Source organism: Caballeronia sp. KNU42 (assembly GCF_053760385.1).
In genome coordinates, this window is sequence record NZ_CM132388.1 from 701,127 (window position 1) to 718,975 (window position 17,849).

A 17,849-nucleotide genomic window follows, 5' to 3' on the forward strand; every position below is an offset into this window, starting at 1 on the left:
TAGCAGGATTGAGGATTGAGGATTGGCTGTTGAATGGTGTTGGTACGAATTCGAAGGACCAGCCTCCCGGCGGCAAAAGCACCGGTGAGGCCAGACGGGGGACGGGGAAATGTCGAATGTTGCAGGCAAGGCCTATGCAATGAACGTGGTTACGCCCATGCCCCCGCATCGGACATGGATAAACCGCTTCCTGTTCATGATCGCGCGGGCGCTTCCGTCATCGCTGAGTGGACTTCTCGGCCTGTCGATCATCCATTTCGCACGCTGGGTGTTTATTCGGCAGCAGGACTGGCCCGATCTGGGGCAACCCAAGTCCGGCCTCGCCAATGATTACATGCTGTTCGTCAGTAATTTCAATGGGACGTGGGACCAATATATCGATGCCTTTGCGGACGGTATTCCCAGTGGCCTCGACCTGTTCTGGTATGCCAGCACGAAGTATCCGCATTCGATTCCGATCACGCCGTTCAAGGATTACATTCGCGCAAACCAGATCGATACGGACTACTACTATAACGCGACCCCCGGCGCCGCCCAGCGCGACATCAAGGCAGCGCTACGCGTGCGGGCAAAACTGCTCGAATTGACTGGGCAACATGCGCAACTTTCTCCCGCGGCTTTTGCACAAACGTATCGAACCGCACTGGTGACGGTGCAGAACGATCTCGGCACGCACGGGCTGGCGCCCGTGGCATCGAATGACACGGCCAATGCGGACATCAACCGGCAAGCTTTCATCGATCGTGCCTGGCCCTAGCAAGAGGTAGCCTGTCTTGAACCTTGACGGTGGTCACTATTTCCTTACTGTGATGTCGCCGGTGCAGGTCGATCCCTGGAAGGATGCGGCCGGCAGGGTGACGTCCCCCACTTCCTCGCTGCGGGAAGTGCTCGCGACGCTGCCTACTGCAGCGCAAAGCGCCGCGTGCGTTGCCGGGGGGCGTGAAAGCCCCTTCTCGCGCTGCCAGCACACGCACTTCGCCCGCTTCGTGGTGATTGACCAGCCTGCGTTCAATGGCCGCGTTCCGGTCGACTCAATCGTTGATGCAATCAGGAAGACTGACCTTCTCGCGGATCAGCATGTCGATAATGTGTCGACTGCGTGGCTGCTTTGGGCAGTAGATTTCGATCCCGGCACCGATCGGGCCAACGACGCGGATGGCAGCCTGCATGATTACCTCGTCAACCTGTGGAACGTGATGGGCGCCGAGCTGGCCGCGATTTATCGCCATTGCTATGGCTTCGAGGCAGTGAAGAATGGCGAGGATTTTGCGCGATACATCAGGCGCTGCCAGGTCGAGACGACGATGCCTTTCAACGATTATTGGATCACGCCGCCGCCATTGCCGACGATTTCGCTGGCGCGGATCGGGATAGCGATCGGGGTTTTCACGGCTGCAATGACACTTCTTGTCGCGTGCGAGGCGGGGTGGTGGGGTTTGGTTGCTCTTGCGCTATCGCTTGCCCTCTCGGGCTATGTCGCGTATCGCTACATTTTGGCGCGCGGCGCCAGGCCGTTTGCCACCGCCCCCAATTCCGATCTGCGCACGGTACTGAAGTCTCTCTATCTCCAGCAGCAATTTGCGCGCTTCGCCATTGCGCAGCAAGGCGTCGATCCGGCCGACCTTCACGCGGCCTTCGGCCGGTTCGTCGACGAGCACCAGCCCTCTAACGTCGCACAACCGAGCCAGGCGCCAGGAGTGATCCAGTCATGATCGGGAGAAAGCACGCTGTCGCAGATCTCGAGCTTGCCGATATCCAGGGCAACATCCTCACTGCCTATGGCCGTTTAGGTTTTCCGAAGGGGCGCTTCCTGCTGGTCAATGTGCGTGATCCGGCCCGCGGACGCGCCTTTATCGAGTTTCTGCGCCCGCGCGTGACCACGGCGCTGCGATGGCCTTCCCGCAAACGCAGCAGGCCTACCGGCCGGGTGGTCGTGCCGAGGCCCGACGTGACGATCAACGTCGCCTTCACGTTCCGGGGCCTGTTAGCCTTGGGCGTGCCTACGCGCACGCTGCGCGGCTTGCCCGATGAATTCATCGACGGTATGAAGGCCCGGGCATCAATCCTGAGCGACAACGCGAACGGCGCTTCGCATGCGGACTGGGACCCGGTATGGACACGGACAGACCCGGCTGCGTATCCGCATATTCTCGTCATGCTCAATGCCCAGATGCAGCAGGACGGCAGCCCTGTTCTGGCATTGGGCACGGTCGCGCAGGAGATCGTCGAGTGGTGCGAAGCTCCTGGCGCCGGTGTGGTGCTGTGCCGTGGCCATCGCGGCGCGGACGATCGCTGGCAGGATCTTTCCGCCATCACGCAGAAAATCGGTGACACGGTCGTTCCGACGCCCAAGGAGCATTTTGGCTTTACCGACGCGATCAGCGATCCGGCCTTCGACGGGCAGGTGCCGAACGCCCAGGTGGCAGCGAGTGCCATCGGCCAGGGCAAATCCGACGGCTTCGGCAATTGGTCGTTGCTGGCACGCGGGGAATTCCTGTTGGGCTGGCCGGATGAAGCGCAGGAGATTCCGGGTGCCGCCATGCCTCTCGATTTCAGCCGCAATGGAACCTTCTTCGCCTATCGAAAGCTGCATCAGGATGTGGAAGGCTTCCGCAAGTGGATCGATGTCACGGCGACCCAACTGGCCAGCCTGTGGCGCATGGGTACGCACGAGGAGGCGTCTCAGACCTTGATGGCGAAACTGGCGGGCCGGTGGCCGGACGGGGTGCCGCTGATGGCAGCGTCCACCCATACCGCCTGGCAGGCCTTCAACCACGAATATCCGGAGCCTCTCGATGGCTCGATCAACGCGGAGCGGGCACGTCGTCTGGTCGATTTCGGCTATCGCGAAGATCCGGCCGGTGTGGGCTGTCCGGTTGGGGCTCATGCGCGGCGCATGAACACGCGTGACATGCTCGACCCCCATGCCGGCGATGACAACCCGAAGCTTCGTTCCGGCTCCGCGCTCAACAACCGCAGGCGTATCCTGCGCCGCGGTCTTCCGTATGGCGGCGCGAACGACGCCAATGGTGAACATGGCATTGTCATGCTCGCCGTCTGCACCGACTTGTCGCGCCAGTTCGAGTTCGTTCAGCAACAATGGCTGAACTATGGTCTCGATTTCAGCCTCGGCAACGATACCTGCCCGTTGGTCGGAAGTCATGCGAAGGATGCGCGCTTCGTGATCGCGGCCGATCCCGCGCAGGGCAATCCCCCGTTCATCGCCAGCGGCATCCCGCCGTTCGTGACGACGCGCGGCGGCGATTATTTCTTCATGCCCAGCATGACGGCGCTGCGCCTGATCGGCATGGGCGTGACCGATCCTACTTGAAACAGGGTGCACTCATGTCCTTTGCCTTGAACCTGTTCCATGCCACCGAGCTCGAGGCTCACACGCTGGGCGAGGGCGCGTTGCGCGGAGCCGAGCTCGCTTCGATGCTGGCGAGCGGCACGGGTGACATCAAGGAGCGGCTGAAACGCGTGCTGGCCGATCCGGCGGGCCAGCGTGCGCTGTTCGCGTCGCTGCGCGCGTTCGCACCCAATCTGGCCACCGACAAGACGCTGATCACGGCTTATCCTTGCAACGGGACGGTGATTGTCTCGCGCGCTGACGACGTGCGCGAGGTGCTGGATCGGCAAGACGACTTCGAGGTCGTCTACGAGCCCAAGATGCGCAAGATCACGGGCGGTCCCAATTTCTTTCTCGGGATGCAGGATGATGCCGATTACCAGCGTGATACGTCGATCATGCGGCTTGCCGCGCAACGCGGCGATGTGGCTGATATCGTCGTGCCGCAGGCACGCGAAGCGGCTCGGCAGATTATTGCCAATCATGCGAACACTATCGATCTGCCCCAGGTGTTGACGACGGTCGTGCCAGCGCTGATGGTGCAGCGCTATTTCGGAATCGATACCGCCTCGGTTGAAGATCTTCGCGAATGGTCAACCGCCATGTTCTGGTATTTGTTCGTCGACCTGCAGGGTGATCCGGACATCGAGAAGAAAGCGCTGGACTGCGCAGCCAGGTGTCTGGCTGCCATCGACGCGGCCATTGCCAAGGCCGAAGCTAACCCCGGTGGCCCCGTCACCGTGCTCAAACGTGCCATTGCGCTGCGCGATGCCGGTGCCGGGGGATTCGAGGGGTCCGGCATCCGCAACAACATGATCGGACTCGTCATCGGCGCGATCCCGACCATTTCGAAGGCATGCGTGCAGGCGCTGGACGGATTGCTCGATCGCCCGGATGTGCTGGCTCGGACACAAGCGGCTGCGGCGTCTGGCGATGAGCAAGCAGTCGGCTGCGCCGTTTTCGAGGCGTTGCGGTTCAATCCGGTCAATCCGGTGATCTACCGCCGTGCCGCGCGCGACTGCGAAATTGCTTCGGGCACCCCGCGTGCGTGCCGGGTGAAGCAGGACACGATGGTGCTGGCCTCGAACCTGTCGGCGATGTTCGATCCGGCAGTGGTGGACGATCCCGACGCGTTTCGCATCGACCGGCCCTGGAGTGTCTACATGCTTTGGGGTTATGGCCTGCATCGCTGCTTTGGCGATGTGATCAATCGCGCGATTATCCCGGCATTGCTTACGCCGCTTCTTGCCGGCGCGCCACTGGCTCGTGCCGGCGGCGATGCCGGTTACCCGGATAAAGCAACGCCATTCCCGCAGCATTTCACGGTGACGCACTGAACCAGTTTTGCTGCGTTCCGCCGGCCTTTGCATGTCGATACTCTATCCATGCCAACGGTGCAAGAAGTGCTTCGGATTACTGGCGATTTGCCGGAAACCATGAACCGTCAGGATTTGCCAGAATTAAGCTTAGGATAACGATTAATATGATCAGATTGGACATCGCCTGGCCGACCGCTACATGCTGGCGTTTTCAACAGCGCGGCCCTCCGCACGCCAGCGGAGCATACCGCCGGCAAGGTTGGCGACCCGCTCGAAGCCGGCCTGCCGCAGCATGAGCGTGGCCTGTGCCGAGCGTCCGCCGGCCCGGCAGACAGTCACAATCGCGCGTTCCTTCGTGAGTTCAGCGGCGCGCTCGGCAAGCTCACCCAGGGGAATAAGTGTAGCTGAGGGGATGCGCCCCAGCGGCCCGTTGAACTCGCCGGGTTCGCGCACGTCGACGATCTCGACCGCACGCAGATTTTCCTCGAGCCACTGGGCATTGATTTCCCAGATGCCCGCAAAGCTGCATGTCAGCGGCGCCCACTCGGGCTCGGTCATCTGCGCGGGATTGCTGGCCGCCAGGCCGCATTTCAGGTTTGCAGGCACCGCTACGTCGATCTGCTTCGGATGCGGCAGGCGCAGGTTCGTCATGTATCCGGTGAAATCGTCTTCACACAGCTCACCGCCAAGGCGCGGATTGAAGCGCCGCTCCTCGCCCACACTGGTGACCGTCAAACCGCGATAGTCGTGGGCCGGATAAAGCAGGCACGCGGCGGGCAGCGTGAAAATGTGGTTATGGACCGCGCGAAACAGGGCGTGCGCATCACCGCGCTGGAAATCCGTGCGGCCGGTGCCCCTGATCAACAGGCAATCGCCGGTAAATGCCATGGTCTCGTTGTCGAGTACGAGGGTGATGCATCCATCGGTATGGCCCGGTGTCGCGCGAATGGTCAGGTACCTCGCGCCGAACTCGACCTTGTCTCCATGACCCAGATAGCGGTCCGCGCCTTCGGCGCCGCTCGCAGCCGATATCGCAATCCTGCTGCCTGTGCGGCGATTCAGCATCCATGCGCCGGTCACGTGATCGGCGTGAACGTGGGTGTCTATTGTGTAACGCAGATGCAATCCAAGCTCTTCGATCAGCGCAGCGTCCCGGCGCACCTGCTCAAAAACCGGATCGATCAGCACAGCTTCGCGTGTCGTGCTATCCGCCAAAAGATACGTATAGGTAGACGATTGCTGGTCGAATAGCTGGCGGAAGGTCAACACGTTTTTCGCTCCGCGGCCCGCTTTTGCGCGCGCTTCAGGGTGGTGCCCGCGGGGCGTTGACAAGCTGTCCCGCGGGCAATCGAACTTGGGTGCGGTCCGGTCAGAGTGCCGGACACACGAATGCGCCCGGACTCACATCGGGCGCCGGACTTTGCACCGTCTGGCGCTTGCTGCTTCAATCAAGGGGCGCTTACTTCGGTTGCGCAACGTACCGCAGGTAAGGCTTCACGGTTTTGAAACCCTGCGGATATTTTTGCATTGCGGCATCGTTGGAAACGGAGGTTGGAATGATCACGTCTTCACCTGGCTTCCAGTTCACCGGCGTCGCCACCGTGTGTTTGGCGTTGAGCTGCAGCGCGTCGAGCAGGCGCAGCACCTCGTCGAAATTGCGGCCTGCACTCATCGGGTAGACGAGCATCGCCTTGACCTTCTTGTCCGGCCCGATGAGAAACACCGAGCGTACGGTCGCGTTGTCGACAGCCGTGCGCGGGCCGCCTCCGCTCGCCTCGGGATGAATCATGTCGTAGAGCTTCGCGACCTTCAGGTCCGAGTCGCCGATCAGCGGGTAGGCGACCTCGTGGCCCTGCGTCTCCGCGATATCCTTGACCCACTTCTCGTGGTCACTGACGGGATCGACGCTGAGCCCGATAATTTTCGTGTTGCGCTTCTCGAATTCCGGCTTGAGGCCTGCCAGGTATCCGAGTTCCGTGGTGCAAACGGGGGTGAAATCCTTCGGATGCGAAAACAGGATCGCCCACTGGTCGCCGATCCATTCGTGAAAACGGATCGCCCCTTCAGTGGTTTCGGCGGTGAAATCGGGAGCGTCTTCTCCTAGTCGAATTGACATCATCAGTCTCCATTGGACGGTGCATCGAGTTGCCATTGCCGCGCTCGGAGCGACGTCCCCGAGGCTGCATGGGATTTGGTCAGGCGATTGGCCTCATTCGAGATTACCCTCCGGCTGCTGCACCGTGTTGTGCCGGAGGACGATTTGCGGCCGGGGCAGATTCAGAGGCTTCCGCCCCCTGAGCCATGGTGCGGGACGGGCATCGGAACGTGCTGCAAGTCGCACATATAGGGTAGGACAAAAAAGGCATTTTTTGCCGAAAAAATGTAGGGCTGATCCGCCGTTGTGGCGACAAGCTCGTTTGCACACACGAATGCCAGCAGCAAAGGCACCATTTATTCGCTGGTGACGTATCAGCTCGCGGCCCGGTGCGTGCCACGTCGACAGCGCGTCATCTCGGGGAGCAGCCCGGGCGACGTGATCGGCGATGCTCTGCTTCGCATTCTTATCAGCGACGCGCGCTCGACGGATCGCAACATTCGCGTCGGTTATGATAGCTGCCGACGAAATTCCGAGTAAGACGGTATGCCCAAACAACCCATCACCGAAAAAACGTCGGCTCTTGACGGGCAGAACGACGCCGCCGAGAGCACGGAGGATGCCGCCGCCGGCGCGTCCTATCTGGTCCCGGGCCTCGAGCGCGGCCTGCGGATCCTTGCGGAGTTCTCCGCTCGCGAGCCGATCCTCGGTGCGCCTGAATTGTCCAAGCGTATCGGCATCCCGCGCACGACGACGTTCCGATTGCTGCAGACGCTCGAATCGCTGGGTTTCCTGGAGCGCGTCAATGACGATCGGAATTTCAGGCTGGGCGTCGCGGTGCTGCGGCTTGGATTCGAATACCTGAGTTCGCTCGAGCTTACTGACTTCGCGGCGCCGATCCTCGAACGTCTTCGGGACGCTACCGGCCTGAATGCCCACTTGCTTATCCGCGATCAACGCGATGTGGTGTTCGTCGCCAAGGCGCAGAGTCACGACGCCATGTTCAGTTCTGTGAGGGTGCATGTCGGCACGCGGTTTCCCGCGCATGCAACCACGCACGGACACGTGCTCATGAGCGACCTTGGTTTGCCGCAACTGCGCGTGCTTTATCCGGAAAAACGACTCGAGCAGTTCACGGACCGGACGCCGGGCACGGTAAGCGAACTGGAGGAACGGGTGCGTGCGTGTGCATCGCAGGGATACGGCTCGAGCGAAGGGGCGTTCGAGCGCGGAATCTCGGTGGTGACGGCGCCGGTGCGTGAACGCTCGGGCAGCATAGTCGCTGCAGTGACGGTCACGGTGCCGCGTTCGGAATTCGGAACGGCGCGCGAGAAGGACGACCTCGTTACCGCCGTGTGCGGCGCGGCGATCGAACTATCGATGCGAATGGGGTACCGGCCCTATGACGGCGACCCTACCGCTCAACTGGCTGCACGCGGAACCGAAAAAGCGGAGTGAAAGCGCCGCGTCGCGTAGATGCGCGACGCCTGCTGGCAGCTCGCTTTAGAACGCGTGATGAATCCCGGCGAGCACCGCCACCTGATTGCGATTACTCGATACACCCGCCGTGAACAGCGCTGCATTCGCCCCTGAGCTGGCACGCTCGTACAACGCATTCACATACACCTGCGTCATCTTCGACAGCAGATAGATGTCACCCATCTCGAACTGCGTATAGCGCGCGCCGGCGAATGTGGTCGTGGCTGCTCCACCCGCGATCCAGTTGTCCGGCACCATCTTCCACGTCGCGCCCGCATCGTAGCTCTGGAACAGATTGGACACGCCATTCGATTGCAGCTTCACGCGCGTGTACAACGCGTGCGTTACCACGTTGCCGATCGTGTAGGAAACACCCGCGCCGATGTTCTCGACTTTGTCGGCGGTATAGGTGGCGGCCGGCTGGTTCTGAAAAGTCACATAGCCCAGCGTCGAGACGGAGACCGTGCGGTTATGTTCGTTCGAATACGTCGCGGCCGCGGTAAAGGGACCGTTCGCGTAACTCACACCGAAACCATCCGACTTGCCCGTGGAGAAGTTGGTCGTGTTACCCAGCCCCATCATCGCGCCGAAGGTAAGCCCGTGATAATTCGCCGAGGTGAACTTCACTGAGTTGTCGTAGGGAACCACGCCGGTGTCCGCGAGTTCGTCGATATTGCCGGGATGGAACGCGTACCAGCTAGCCGCCTGATACCCCGTGGACAGCGGCCCGAGGTAGTCAAACGAAAACGGCGTTTGATGCCCTAAGGTGACCTTGCCGAACTGGTCGGAGCTGAGGCCCACATAAGCCTGCCGGTTAAACTCGACGCCGCTCTTCGCAAAGGCGCCGGTGTTCGTATAGAAGCCATTCTCCAGCACCACGATCGACTGCAGTCCGCCGCCCAGATCCTCGACCGCGCGAATGCCCCAGCGGTCCGGCTGCATGTTGCCTTGCTCTTCCATCCATTTGGCGTGGCCTCCGCTATTGCTGATGTACGCAATGCCGGCGTCCAGGCTGCCGTACAACGTCACGGAACTTTGCGCCCACGCGCCCGATGCAACGCCGGCTCCGATCAACCCCGCCGCGATGATGTGTTTCACCTTACGTTCTCCTAATTGTTCGATTGATTCGCGGGCCTTGATTTCCCCCGCCACGCATTCCCGTTCCCTCAAGTCGTGTGATCGATTGGTTTGTTCCACCTATGGATCAACGTCTTGCCTATGGAAAGTATATTCAGTTTTCAAGCTGGGAAAAAAATAAATTCGTGCGGTTGGAGATTGTGCGCAACAGATCTGGTGTGCACCAAAAATGGTCTGTAAATGACTGTTTTGAAAGAAAAAGGTCAGGAGGCACGGCAGTCCCGTCAAAGCGATAAATCCGCCAATCTTCAGTCCACTAAGTGTTTTCACTGAGAGCGTCATTTTTCTTTTTGATCAGCGAGAAACCGCTTCTATAATGACCACATGTAAATCAACGTTCCGCATATGGAACAAACAAACCCCGGAGGAAGTGAGCAATGGCTGAGCAATGGCGTTGCGCCGGACATGCCGGTGATCTGTCGGAGGACTCTCCGATCGAATACAAGATCGAGGACGGCGCGGAGGTCGGTATTTATCGCGTGGGCGACGAGTTGTACGCGCTTGAGAACGTGTGTCCGCATGCGTTTGCGCTGCTGACGCAAGGTTTTATCGATGGCGACACGGTCGAATGTCCGTTGCACGAAGCCGTTTTTCATATTCCGACGGGCAAGTGCCTGAAAGAGCCCGGTGGCCGCGACTTGAAGACCTACTCGGTTCGACTCGCCGGCGAAGAAATCCAGATCAAGGTGGAATGACATGGCAACGAATGACGCTCCTCGCGAAGTAACCGTCAATTTCAATCCCTCGCTCAAGCCGTGGCTTGCGCCCCAGCCGAACAACGTGGCCGGCAAGGGCGTGATCGAAAAGCCGGGCGAGACGGAAAACTTCATCTGGCAAACGCGCAAGGCCGAGCCGACGCAATACGAAAACGACTTCGGCGATGCGCTCGAACGCGTGTTCGATGCCGGCGCGGTCGAGCTCGATCAGGTCGTGAACGGCTTGAACGGTATTGGCTTTCGTACGCCCGAGGGCGCTGCGTGGACCGAAGAGCGGCTCGCCGCCGAGTTCCGCACGCTGGCCGATTGAGCGCCGCATCAACCGATATCAGGAGTAGAGCTAAATGACGTCTCCCAATACAGATAACGTGACCGTTGGAATTGAACCGGTTCAGGCGTACCTCGATCGAGGCTTGCGCAATTATTGGTACCCCGTTGCGCCGAGCTGGCAAGTGGCGAATGCGCCCATCGGCCTGACACGGCTGGGCGACCAGATCGTGTTGTGGCGCGACAAGGACGGCCAGATTCATGCGCTTGAAGATCGTTGCCCGCATCGCGGCGCGCGTCTGTCACTCGGATGGAATCTCGGCGGCAGCGTGGCATGTTGGTATCACGGCATCGAGGTGGATGGCAGCGGCACCGTGCAGAAGGTGCCGGCCGTGTCCGCGTGTCCGCTCGAAGGGCAGAAGTGCGTGAAGTCGTATCCGGCACAAGAACATGCGGGCGCAATCTTTCTCTGGTTCGGCGATGACGCGAACAAGGAACCCGCACCGCTGCAATTGCCGGAAGAGCTGGTCGGCGAGGAGTACGCGAGCTTCCTGTGCATGTCGCACTGGAAGTGCAATTACCAGTACGCCATCGACAACGTCATGGACCCGATGCACGGTGCGTACCTGCACGCCACGTCCCATTCCATGGCCGATGGCGACAAGCAGGCCGACATGCGCGTGCGCAAGACGGACACCGGCCTGATGTTCGAAAAGGTCGGCCAGCGCGACGTGAATTTCGACTGGGTCGAGATCGGTGAAACGGGTTGCCTGTGGATGCGCCTGGCGATTCCGTATAAGACGAAGTTCGGTCCGGGCGGCAACTTTGGAATCATCGGATTCGCTGTTCCTGTCGATGAAAACCATTGCCAGGTCTATTTCTGGCGCACCCGAAAGGTCTCGGGCTGGCAGCGTGATGCATGGAAATTCATGTATCGCAACCGTCTCGAAGGATTGCACTGGGCGGTGCTGGAACAGGATCGATACGTACTCGAAAGCATGGCACCGAACGCGCGCGACCACGAGTTTCTATATCAGCACGATGTCGGCATGACGCGTGTGCGGCGCATGTTCAAGCAACGCGCGCAACAGCATCTTGCCGCGCTCGATGCGCTGAAGGCCGAACAGCCGGAGCACGGTCATGCATGACGCGCTCGCGGGACGCCGCATTCTTGTCACCGGTGGTGCGCGCGGATTGGGTGCGGCGTTCGTGACGTCGCTGGCGCAAGCGGGTGCGCGCGTGGCGTTTGGCGACGTGCTGGAAGACGAAGGCCGGGCGCTTGCGAAGACGTTGAACGAAGCGGGTCATCGCGTGGACTTCGTGCCGCTCGATCTGAACGATACGTCGAGCGTTCAGGCGTGCATGGCGACGAGCGCCGAGTTGATGGGCGGTATCGACGGGCTGATCAATAACGCGGCGATCACGAATTCGGGCGGCAAGGCCGCCGACGAACTGAGCACCGCGACATGGGACGCCGTCATGAACGTCAACGTTCGGGGAACCTGGCTCATGAGCATTGCGGCCATGCCACATCTTCGTGATTCAGGGCGAGGCAGTATCGTGAATATTGCCTCCGATACTGCCCTGTGGGGTGCACCAAAACTTCTCGCGTATGTGGCGAGCAAGGGCGCCGTCATTGCGATGACGCGCTCGCTTGCCCGCGAGTTCGGCGCGCATGGCATCACGGTGAACGCCATCGCGCCCGGCCTGACCGAAGTCGAGGCGACCGCGTACGTGCCGGCTGAACGTCACGAGTATTACCTGAAGGGACGCGCACTCAATCGTGCGCAAGTGCCCGATGACGTGAACGGTCCCGTCCTGTTTCTCTTGTCCGATGCAGCGCGCTTCGTCACCGGCCAGTTATTGCCGGTGAACGGCGGCTTCGTCATGAACTGATTCTGCGAATCAAGCAGCAACAAACTCAACGTGTTGAAGGAGCAATCAATGGCCGATACGGATATCGAACGCAAGTCGTGGGAACAGCCGGAAGAAGCGAGCTTTGCCCAATGGATGGACTCGCGCGTCGCGCGTCTTGAAACGCGCAAGTATGACTGGGACGCACTGAAGTTCCAGGCGGATTACGACCCGAAGTATCGCCGGGCGCAGATGCGTTATGTGGGCACGGGCGGCACGGGCGTGGCGAAGGATGTGAACACGGTTCCGGCCGGCGGCTTCACGTTCTCCACCATGGTCATTCCGGCCGGCAACATTGGTCCGAGCCATATTCATATGGACGTCGAAGAAATTTTCTTCGTGATTCGCGGCAAGATGAAAGTAGTGTGCGAGAAGGACGGCGAGTCGTGGGAAACGGTTGTCGGCGAACGCGACCTGATCTCGATTCCACCGGGCGTGTACCGCACGGAGATCAATATTGGCGACGAGGACGCGCTCATGTGCGTGATGCTCGGCGCGGCCAAGCCGATCACGCCGACGTACCCACCCGATTCCCCGCTGGCCCGGCTTAAGCGCTAAGCCAATGACATCGCCCGCTTTCTCACTCACTCACGCTGATGCGCTCGCTCGTTTCCCCGAGCAATGCGTTGATACCGCACGGCGCACGATCGGTTATCGCAAGGCAGGGGGCAAGCACCCGCACACCATGCCGATCGTGATGCTGCATGGTATTGGCTCGGGCGCGGCGTCCTGGGTGCGCCAGATGGAAACACTCGGAGACGCACATCAGGTGCTTGCGTGGGACGCACCGGGGTATGGGAAATCGACGCACGTTGAGCCTGCATCCCCGGTGGCATCGGACTATGCGGACGCGCTGAGCGACTGGCTCGATGCGCTCGGGATCGAACGCTGCGTGCTCGTGGGCCATTCGCTCGGCGCAATCATGGCGGCCTCGTTTGCGAGGCGTCAGGCTGCACGGGTAGCGGGACTGCTGTTGTTGTCGCCAGCGGGCGGATACGGCGCGGCACCGGCGCAGATGCGTGAAGAGAAGCGTGATGCGCGTCTTGCGATGCTCGCTGAACTCGGGCCGCAGGGCCTGGCTGAAAAGCGCAGCGCGAACATGGTGTCGGCCGATGCCGGTGAAGACGCGAGGGAGTGGGTGCGCTGGAACATGGCTCGCATCAACCCGGCCGGGTACGCGCAGGCGACGCATCTTCTCGCCAACGCGGATCTGGCGTCGGACCTGACGCACTTCAAAGGCCGCGTAGCGGTTGCAGTTGGCGCCGAAGACACCATCACGCCGCCCGCTGCGTGCGAACAGATCGCGAGAGCCGCCAACGTCAGCCTGCAAGTGATTCCCGGTGCGGGCCATGCGGGTTACATCGAAGCGCCGCTGCGCTACAGCGCCTTGATCGAGGCGTTCAGCGCGCAGTGCAAGCAGAGTAAGGGAGTGATGCAATGACACCAGGAACCCTCGCCAGGGTGGCCGACGACGCAGACAAGGACGATGGCAATTACATCGTCCCTGGACTCGAACGCGGCTTGAAGATCCTGGCCGAATTCTCTCCGCGCGAGCCGGTGCTCGGTGCGCCGGAATTATCGAAACGCCTGAAGATTCCGCGCACCACTGTGTTCCGGCTATTGCAGACGCTCGAATCGCTCGGCTTCCTGGAGCGTGCCGACAAGGATCGAAACTACAGGCTGGGCGTTGCTGTGTTGCGGCTGGGTTTCGAGTATCTCAGCTCGCTGGAGTTGACTGATCTTGGCTTGCCGATCATCGAAGCCTTGCGCACATCGACCGGGCTCACGAGTCACATCCTGATTCGCGATGGCCGCGACGTCGTGTTCGTCGCGAAGGCCCAGAGCCAGGAGCCGATCTTCAGCTCGGTGAAGGTCAATGTCGGCACGCGGTTGCCTGCCCACGCGACCACCCACGGTCACGTGCTGATGGGAGACCTTTCCCTCGATGAACTGCGCGCGCTGTATCCCGAGCGCGAGCTCGCGCGTTTTACGCGGCTCACGCCGGAGACGGTCGAGGCGCTGTACGAGATGGTTCGCGCCGATGCCGAGCGCGGCTATGCGATCAGCCAGTCATCGTTCGAGCGTGGCATATCGGTTGTCACCGCGCCCGTGCGCAACGATACGGGGCGCATTGTCGCGGTGATCACGACAACGATTCCGCGGCCGGAAATCGATGCAACCCTGCTGGACACCGGCCTGGTCGACAAGGTGCGTCATGCGGCCGCCGAGTTGTCTTCGCGCCTGAACTACCGGCCGGGTGCACAAAGCCAATATCTGAAATCGCTAGGACTGAAATCATGATCCAGATCGACCTCACCGGCCAGGTGGCCGTGATCACGGGCGGATCGTCGGGCATCGGCCTGGCGACAGCGGAACTGTTCCTGCGCGCCGGGGCATCGGTCGCCATTTGCGGACGTGACGCCACGCGGCTCGAAGCCGCAGAAGCGAAATTGAGCAGCCAGTTTGCCGATGCACAATTGCTCGCCGTGCAATGTGATGTATTAAATGCAGAGGATATCGAATCATTCGCGACAAAGGTATCCGAGCGTTTCGGCCGCGCCGACATGTTGCTGAACAACGCGGGTCAAGGCCGTATATCCACTTTCGCCGATACCACCGACGAAGCCTGGCGCGATGAACTCGACCTCAAGTATTTCAGCATCATTCGTCCGACCCGCGCGTTCCTGCCGATGCTGCGCGACGCACCGGCCCCGTCGATCGTCTGCGTGAATTCGCTGCTCGCGCTGCAGCCCGAGGCGCATATGGTCGCGACATCGTCGGCCCGCGCCGGGGTGCTGAGCCTCGTCAAGTCGCTTGCCACCGAACTCGCGCCGCAACGCATTCGCGTCAATTCGATCCTGATCGGCATCGTGGAGTCGGGTCAATGGCGGCGCCGGCATGCGGCACAGGCGCAGGACGGCCAGAGCTGGGAAGCATGGACCGCAGAACTGGCGCGCAAGAAAAACATTCCGCTTGGCCGCTTCGGACGTCCCGAAGAGGCGGCGCAGGCACTCTTTTATCTGGCCACGAACCTGTCGTCCTATACGACGGGAAGCCATATCGATGTTTCCGGAGGATTTGCACGTCATGTCTAACACCACCACCGTTGGCGAAGTGATCGCCGCCTTTCTCGAACAATGCGACGTTCGCACGGCCTTTGGCGTGATCTCGATCCACAACATGCCGATCCTCGACGCCATTGGTACGCGCGGCAAGATCCGCTACGTGGGCGCACGCGGCGAAGCGGGCGCGCTGAACATGGCCGATGGCCTCGCGCGTGTCTCCGGCGGCCTCGGCGTCGCGTTTACATCGACGGGAACAGCCGCCGGCAATGCGGCTGGCGCGATGGTCGAAGCGCTGACAGCGGGCACGGCGCTGCTGCATATCACCGGCCAGATCGAGACGCAGTTTCTCGATCAGGACCTGGCTTACATTCACGAAGCGCCGGACCAGCTTTCCATGCTGGCATCCATTTCCAAGGCGGCATACCGCGTGCGTTCGGTCGACACCGCGCTCGCAATCGTGCGTGAGGCCGTGCGCGTTGCGTTCACCGCGCCAACGGGGCCGGTGAGCGTCGAGATCCCCATCGATATTCAGGCTGCTGAAATTGAATGGCCGGCGGATCTTGCCGCTCCGCACGTGAGCACGCTTACGCATGACGGCGCGCGGGTCGAACAACTGGCGCAGGCGCTGCTGCGCGCGAAGCGTCCGTTGCTGTGGCTCGGCGGCGGCACGCGGCACGCAGGTCCTGCCGTGGACCGGCTCGTGGCGCTGGGGTTTGGCGTGGTGACAAGCGTGCAGGGACGCGGCGTGGTGCCCGAAGATCATCCGGCCACGCTCGGCGCGTTCAACGTTCACCCGGCCGTGGAAAGCTTCTACAAAACCTGCGATGCAATGCTTGTGGTCGGTTCGCGTCTGCGCGGCAATGAGACGCTCAAGTACAAGCTGGCGTTGCCGAGGCCTTTGTATCGGATCGACGCCGATGCATGCGCCGACAACCGCGGCTACAAGAACGACATGTTCGTGCATGGCGATTCGCTGTCCATCCTCGATGAACTCGCAACGCGCCTTGAGGGTCACCTGAAGATCGATCCGTCATTCGCCGGCGATCTCGCTGCCGCACGCGAAACCGCGACTGCGGATGTGGCTAAAGGCCTGGGCCCGTACAAGCGTCTCGTGGAATCGTTGCAACGCGTGATCGGCCGCGACTACAACTGGGTGCGCGACGTCACGATTTCCAATAGCACGTGGGGCAATCGCCTCCTGAAGGTTTTCGAACCGCGCTCAGGCGTGCATGCGCTTGGCGGCGGCATTGGTCAGGGCATGCAGATGGCGATCGGCGCGGCGTTGGCGCATCCGCCGAAGAAGACTGTGTGTCTTGTCGGTGACGGCGGCTTGATGGTGAACGTCGGCGAACTCGTGACGGCCGTGCAGGAAGACGCGAACGTGATGATCGTGCTGATGAACGACCAGTGCTACGGCGTGATCCGCAACATCCAGGACGCGCAATACGGCGGCCGTCGCATGTTCGTGGATCTGCATCAACCCGATTTCGCACAGTTCTGCGCGAGCTTCGGCATGACGCATCACCGCATCAGCTCGCTGGATCGCGCTGAAGAAATCATCCGCCAAGGCTACGAAAAAACCGGCCCGGTGATGATCGAAGTGGACATGGTGTCGGTAGGCTCGTTTGCGACGGCATTCGCAGGTCCGCCGGTCAAGAAGGAAGAGCCGAAGGAGCCCGAATATGCGTGACGCCAACGGCCACACCGTCCCCGTCGATGTCGCGATGATCGGCTTCGGCGCAGTCGGATCGACGGTGTATCGCGCGATGGCGTCCGATCCAATGGTGCGCGTGTCGCATGTGATCGTGCCGTCGCGCTATGCGGACGAGGTGCGTGCGCAAGTGGGCCGGGATGTCGATGTCGTGTCGTCCGTCGATGCGCTCAGCCGCCGGCCGCACTTCGCGCTGGAATGCGCGGGACACGGAGCACTGCTCGATCACGTGGTGCCGCTGCTCAAGGCTGGGACGGATTGCGCGGTGGCGTCGATTGGTGCTTTATCGGACGGACAGTTACTCGATGCATTGTCGAGCGCCGCCGAAGAAGGCGAGTCCGTGTTGACGCTGTTGTCCGGTGCGATAGGTGGCGTTGACGCGCTGGCTGCGGCGCGTGAGGGCGGCCTCGATGAAGTGCTGTACACGGGCCGCAAGCCCCCATCGGGCTGGCTTGGCACGCCGGCAGAGGACTTGTTCGATTTGCTGAGCATGACGGAAGAGCGCGTGATTTTCGAAGGCAGTGCGCGTGATGCGGCGCGTCTCTATCCGAAGAACGCGAATGTTGCCGCGACCATTGCGCTGGCCGGTCTCGGTCTTGACCAGACCAACGTGCGGCTGATTGCCGACCCGAAGGCGGAGCGCAATGTGCATCGAATCGTGGCGCGGGGCGCGTTCGGCGAGATGTCGCTCGAAATGTGCGGCAAGCCGCTTCCCGATAATCCCAAGACGTCCGCCTTGACGGCGTTCAGCGCGATCCGCGCTTTGCGCAACCGTGCAGCGCGCTGCGTGATCTGAA

Annotated in this window: 18 protein-coding genes; 15 read left to right on the forward strand and 3 right to left on the reverse strand. The window is 61.3% G+C overall.

The genetic code is table 11. From position 1 onward, the window contains the following. Positions 1–109: 109 nt before the first annotated feature. Genes ACSOSP_RS03075 through ACSOSP_RS03090 form a run of 4 tightly spaced genes read left to right on the forward strand, consistent with a single transcriptional unit; the run spans position 110 to position 4,686 of the window. The gene (locus ACSOSP_RS03075) at positions 110–757 is read left to right on the forward strand and encodes a hypothetical protein (RefSeq protein WP_455309500.1); all 648 of its coding nucleotides are present in this window, start codon (positions 110–112) and stop codon (positions 755–757) included. 16 nt (positions 758–773) lie between these two features. Further along, entirely contained in the window at positions 774–1,712 is a 939-nt protein-coding gene (locus tag ACSOSP_RS03080) for a hypothetical protein (protein WP_455309501.1), read from the forward strand. Beyond that, positions 1,709–3,331, forward strand: a complete 1,623-nt coding sequence (locus ACSOSP_RS03085) for a Dyp-type peroxidase (protein WP_455309502.1) — start codon at positions 1,709–1,711, stop codon at positions 3,329–3,331. The genes ACSOSP_RS03080 and ACSOSP_RS03085 overlap by 4 nt, the downstream gene beginning before the upstream one ends. Before the next feature lie 14 nt (positions 3,332–3,345). Next, complete coding sequence (locus tag ACSOSP_RS03090; RefSeq protein ID WP_455309503.1) at positions 3,346–4,686, forward strand: cytochrome P450; 1,341 nt, start codon at positions 3,346–3,348, stop codon at positions 4,684–4,686. Between the two features lie 177 nt (positions 4,687–4,863). On the opposite strand, the gene ACSOSP_RS03095 is transcribed toward ACSOSP_RS03090, so the two are convergent. Together ACSOSP_RS03095 and ACSOSP_RS03100 are read right to left on the reverse strand one after the other, a co-directional pair. Further along, positions 4,864–5,934, reverse strand: coding sequence for a rhodanese-like domain-containing protein (locus tag ACSOSP_RS03095; protein ID WP_455310829.1), 1,071 nt, complete (start codon positions 5,932–5,934; stop codon positions 4,864–4,866). Positions 5,935–6,127: 193 nt separating this feature from the next. Continuing rightward, positions 6,128–6,784: a peroxiredoxin gene (locus tag ACSOSP_RS03100; RefSeq protein WP_455310830.1), complete on the reverse strand. Its 657-nt coding sequence runs from the start codon at positions 6,782–6,784 to the stop codon at positions 6,128–6,130. A gap of 525 nt (positions 6,785–7,309) precedes the next feature. Here ACSOSP_RS03100 and ACSOSP_RS03105 point away from each other — a divergent pair. Then, the gene (locus tag ACSOSP_RS03105) at positions 7,310–8,221 is read left to right on the forward strand and encodes an IclR family transcriptional regulator (protein ID WP_455309504.1); all 912 of its coding nucleotides are present in this window, start codon (positions 7,310–7,312) and stop codon (positions 8,219–8,221) included. 45 nt (positions 8,222–8,266) lie between these two features. On the opposite strand, the gene ACSOSP_RS03110 is transcribed toward ACSOSP_RS03105, so the two are convergent. Next, positions 8,267–9,340, reverse strand: coding sequence for a porin (locus tag ACSOSP_RS03110; RefSeq protein WP_455309506.1), 1,074 nt, complete (start codon positions 9,338–9,340; stop codon positions 8,267–8,269). Between the two features lie 416 nt (positions 9,341–9,756). Between ACSOSP_RS03110 and ACSOSP_RS03115 the strand changes: the two genes are divergently transcribed. From ACSOSP_RS03115 to ACSOSP_RS03160, 10 genes are read left to right on the forward strand one after another with little or no spacing between them, the layout of a single operon-like run. Then, positions 9,757–10,074, forward strand: coding sequence for a non-heme iron oxygenase ferredoxin subunit (locus tag ACSOSP_RS03115; protein ID WP_455309507.1), 318 nt, complete (start codon positions 9,757–9,759; stop codon positions 10,072–10,074). A gap of 1 nt (position 10,075) precedes the next feature. Further along, positions 10,076–10,405 (forward strand): recombinase-like helix-turn-helix domain-containing protein, encoded by a 330-nt coding sequence (locus ACSOSP_RS03120; RefSeq protein ID WP_455309508.1) that lies wholly within the window; start codon positions 10,076–10,078, stop codon positions 10,403–10,405. A 34-nt stretch (positions 10,406–10,439) separates the two neighbouring features. Beyond that, positions 10,440–11,510, forward strand: coding sequence for an aromatic ring-hydroxylating dioxygenase subunit alpha (locus tag ACSOSP_RS03125; protein ID WP_455309509.1), 1,071 nt, complete (start codon positions 10,440–10,442; stop codon positions 11,508–11,510). After that, entirely contained in the window at positions 11,503–12,258 is a 756-nt protein-coding gene (locus ACSOSP_RS03130; protein ID WP_455309511.1) for an SDR family oxidoreductase, read from the forward strand. Before ACSOSP_RS03125 ends, ACSOSP_RS03130 begins: the two co-directional genes overlap by 8 nt. Positions 12,259–12,306: 48 nt before the next feature. Next, on the forward strand, positions 12,307–12,834 hold the full coding sequence (locus tag ACSOSP_RS03135; protein ID WP_455309512.1) for a cupin domain-containing protein: 528 nt from the start codon (positions 12,307–12,309) through the stop codon (positions 12,832–12,834). Between the two features lie 4 nt (positions 12,835–12,838). Continuing rightward, on the forward strand, positions 12,839–13,717 hold the full coding sequence (locus tag ACSOSP_RS03140; protein ID WP_455309514.1) for an alpha/beta fold hydrolase: 879 nt from the start codon (positions 12,839–12,841) through the stop codon (positions 13,715–13,717). Further along, positions 13,714–14,577 (forward strand): IclR family transcriptional regulator, encoded by an 864-nt coding sequence (locus ACSOSP_RS03145; protein WP_455309516.1) that lies wholly within the window; start codon positions 13,714–13,716, stop codon positions 14,575–14,577. Before ACSOSP_RS03140 ends, ACSOSP_RS03145 begins: the two co-directional genes overlap by 4 nt. Continuing rightward, positions 14,574–15,371, forward strand: a complete 798-nt coding sequence (locus ACSOSP_RS03150) for an SDR family oxidoreductase (RefSeq protein ID WP_455309518.1) — start codon at positions 14,574–14,576, stop codon at positions 15,369–15,371. The genes ACSOSP_RS03145 and ACSOSP_RS03150 overlap by 4 nt, the downstream gene beginning before the upstream one ends. Next, positions 15,364–17,031, forward strand: coding sequence for a thiamine pyrophosphate-binding protein (locus ACSOSP_RS03155; RefSeq protein WP_455309519.1), 1,668 nt, complete (start codon positions 15,364–15,366; stop codon positions 17,029–17,031). The genes ACSOSP_RS03150 and ACSOSP_RS03155 overlap by 8 nt, the downstream gene beginning before the upstream one ends. Further along, positions 17,024–17,848 carry an aspartate dehydrogenase gene (locus ACSOSP_RS03160; RefSeq protein ID WP_455309521.1) on the forward strand — a complete coding sequence of 275 codons (825 nt, stop codon included), beginning with the start codon at positions 17,024–17,026 and terminating at the stop codon, positions 17,846–17,848. Before ACSOSP_RS03155 ends, ACSOSP_RS03160 begins: the two co-directional genes overlap by 8 nt. Position 17,849 lies beyond the last annotated feature (1 nt).

Coding starts and splice junctions, on each gene's coding strand:
- ACSOSP_RS03075 (WP_455309500.1), top strand. CDS start 110: ATGTCGAATGTTGCAGGCAAGGCCTATGCAATGAACGTGGTTACGCCC.
- ACSOSP_RS03085 (WP_455309502.1), top strand. CDS start 1,709: ATGATCGGGAGAAAGCACGCTGTCGCAGATCTCGAGCTTGCCGATATC.
- ACSOSP_RS03090 (WP_455309503.1), top strand. CDS start 3,346: ATGTCCTTTGCCTTGAACCTGTTCCATGCCACCGAGCTCGAGGCTCAC.
- ACSOSP_RS03100 (WP_455310830.1), bottom strand. CDS start 6,784: ATGTCAATTCGACTAGGAGAAGACGCTCCCGATTTCACCGCCGAAACC.
- ACSOSP_RS03105 (WP_455309504.1), top strand. CDS start 7,310: ATGCCCAAACAACCCATCACCGAAAAAACGTCGGCTCTTGACGGGCAG.
- ACSOSP_RS03115 (WP_455309507.1), top strand. CDS start 9,757: ATGGCTGAGCAATGGCGTTGCGCCGGACATGCCGGTGATCTGTCGGAG.
- ACSOSP_RS03120 (WP_455309508.1), top strand. CDS start 10,076: ATGGCAACGAATGACGCTCCTCGCGAAGTAACCGTCAATTTCAATCCC.
- ACSOSP_RS03125 (WP_455309509.1), top strand. CDS start 10,440: ATGACGTCTCCCAATACAGATAACGTGACCGTTGGAATTGAACCGGTT.
- ACSOSP_RS03130 (WP_455309511.1), top strand. CDS start 11,503: ATGCATGACGCGCTCGCGGGACGCCGCATTCTTGTCACCGGTGGTGCG.
- ACSOSP_RS03135 (WP_455309512.1), top strand. CDS start 12,307: ATGGCCGATACGGATATCGAACGCAAGTCGTGGGAACAGCCGGAAGAA.
- ACSOSP_RS03140 (WP_455309514.1), top strand. CDS start 12,839: ATGACATCGCCCGCTTTCTCACTCACTCACGCTGATGCGCTCGCTCGT.
- ACSOSP_RS03145 (WP_455309516.1), top strand. CDS start 13,714: ATGACACCAGGAACCCTCGCCAGGGTGGCCGACGACGCAGACAAGGAC.
- ACSOSP_RS03150 (WP_455309518.1), top strand. CDS start 14,574: ATGATCCAGATCGACCTCACCGGCCAGGTGGCCGTGATCACGGGCGGA.
- ACSOSP_RS03155 (WP_455309519.1), top strand. CDS start 15,364: ATGTCTAACACCACCACCGTTGGCGAAGTGATCGCCGCCTTTCTCGAA.
- ACSOSP_RS03160 (WP_455309521.1), top strand. CDS start 17,024: ATGCGTGACGCCAACGGCCACACCGTCCCCGTCGATGTCGCGATGATC.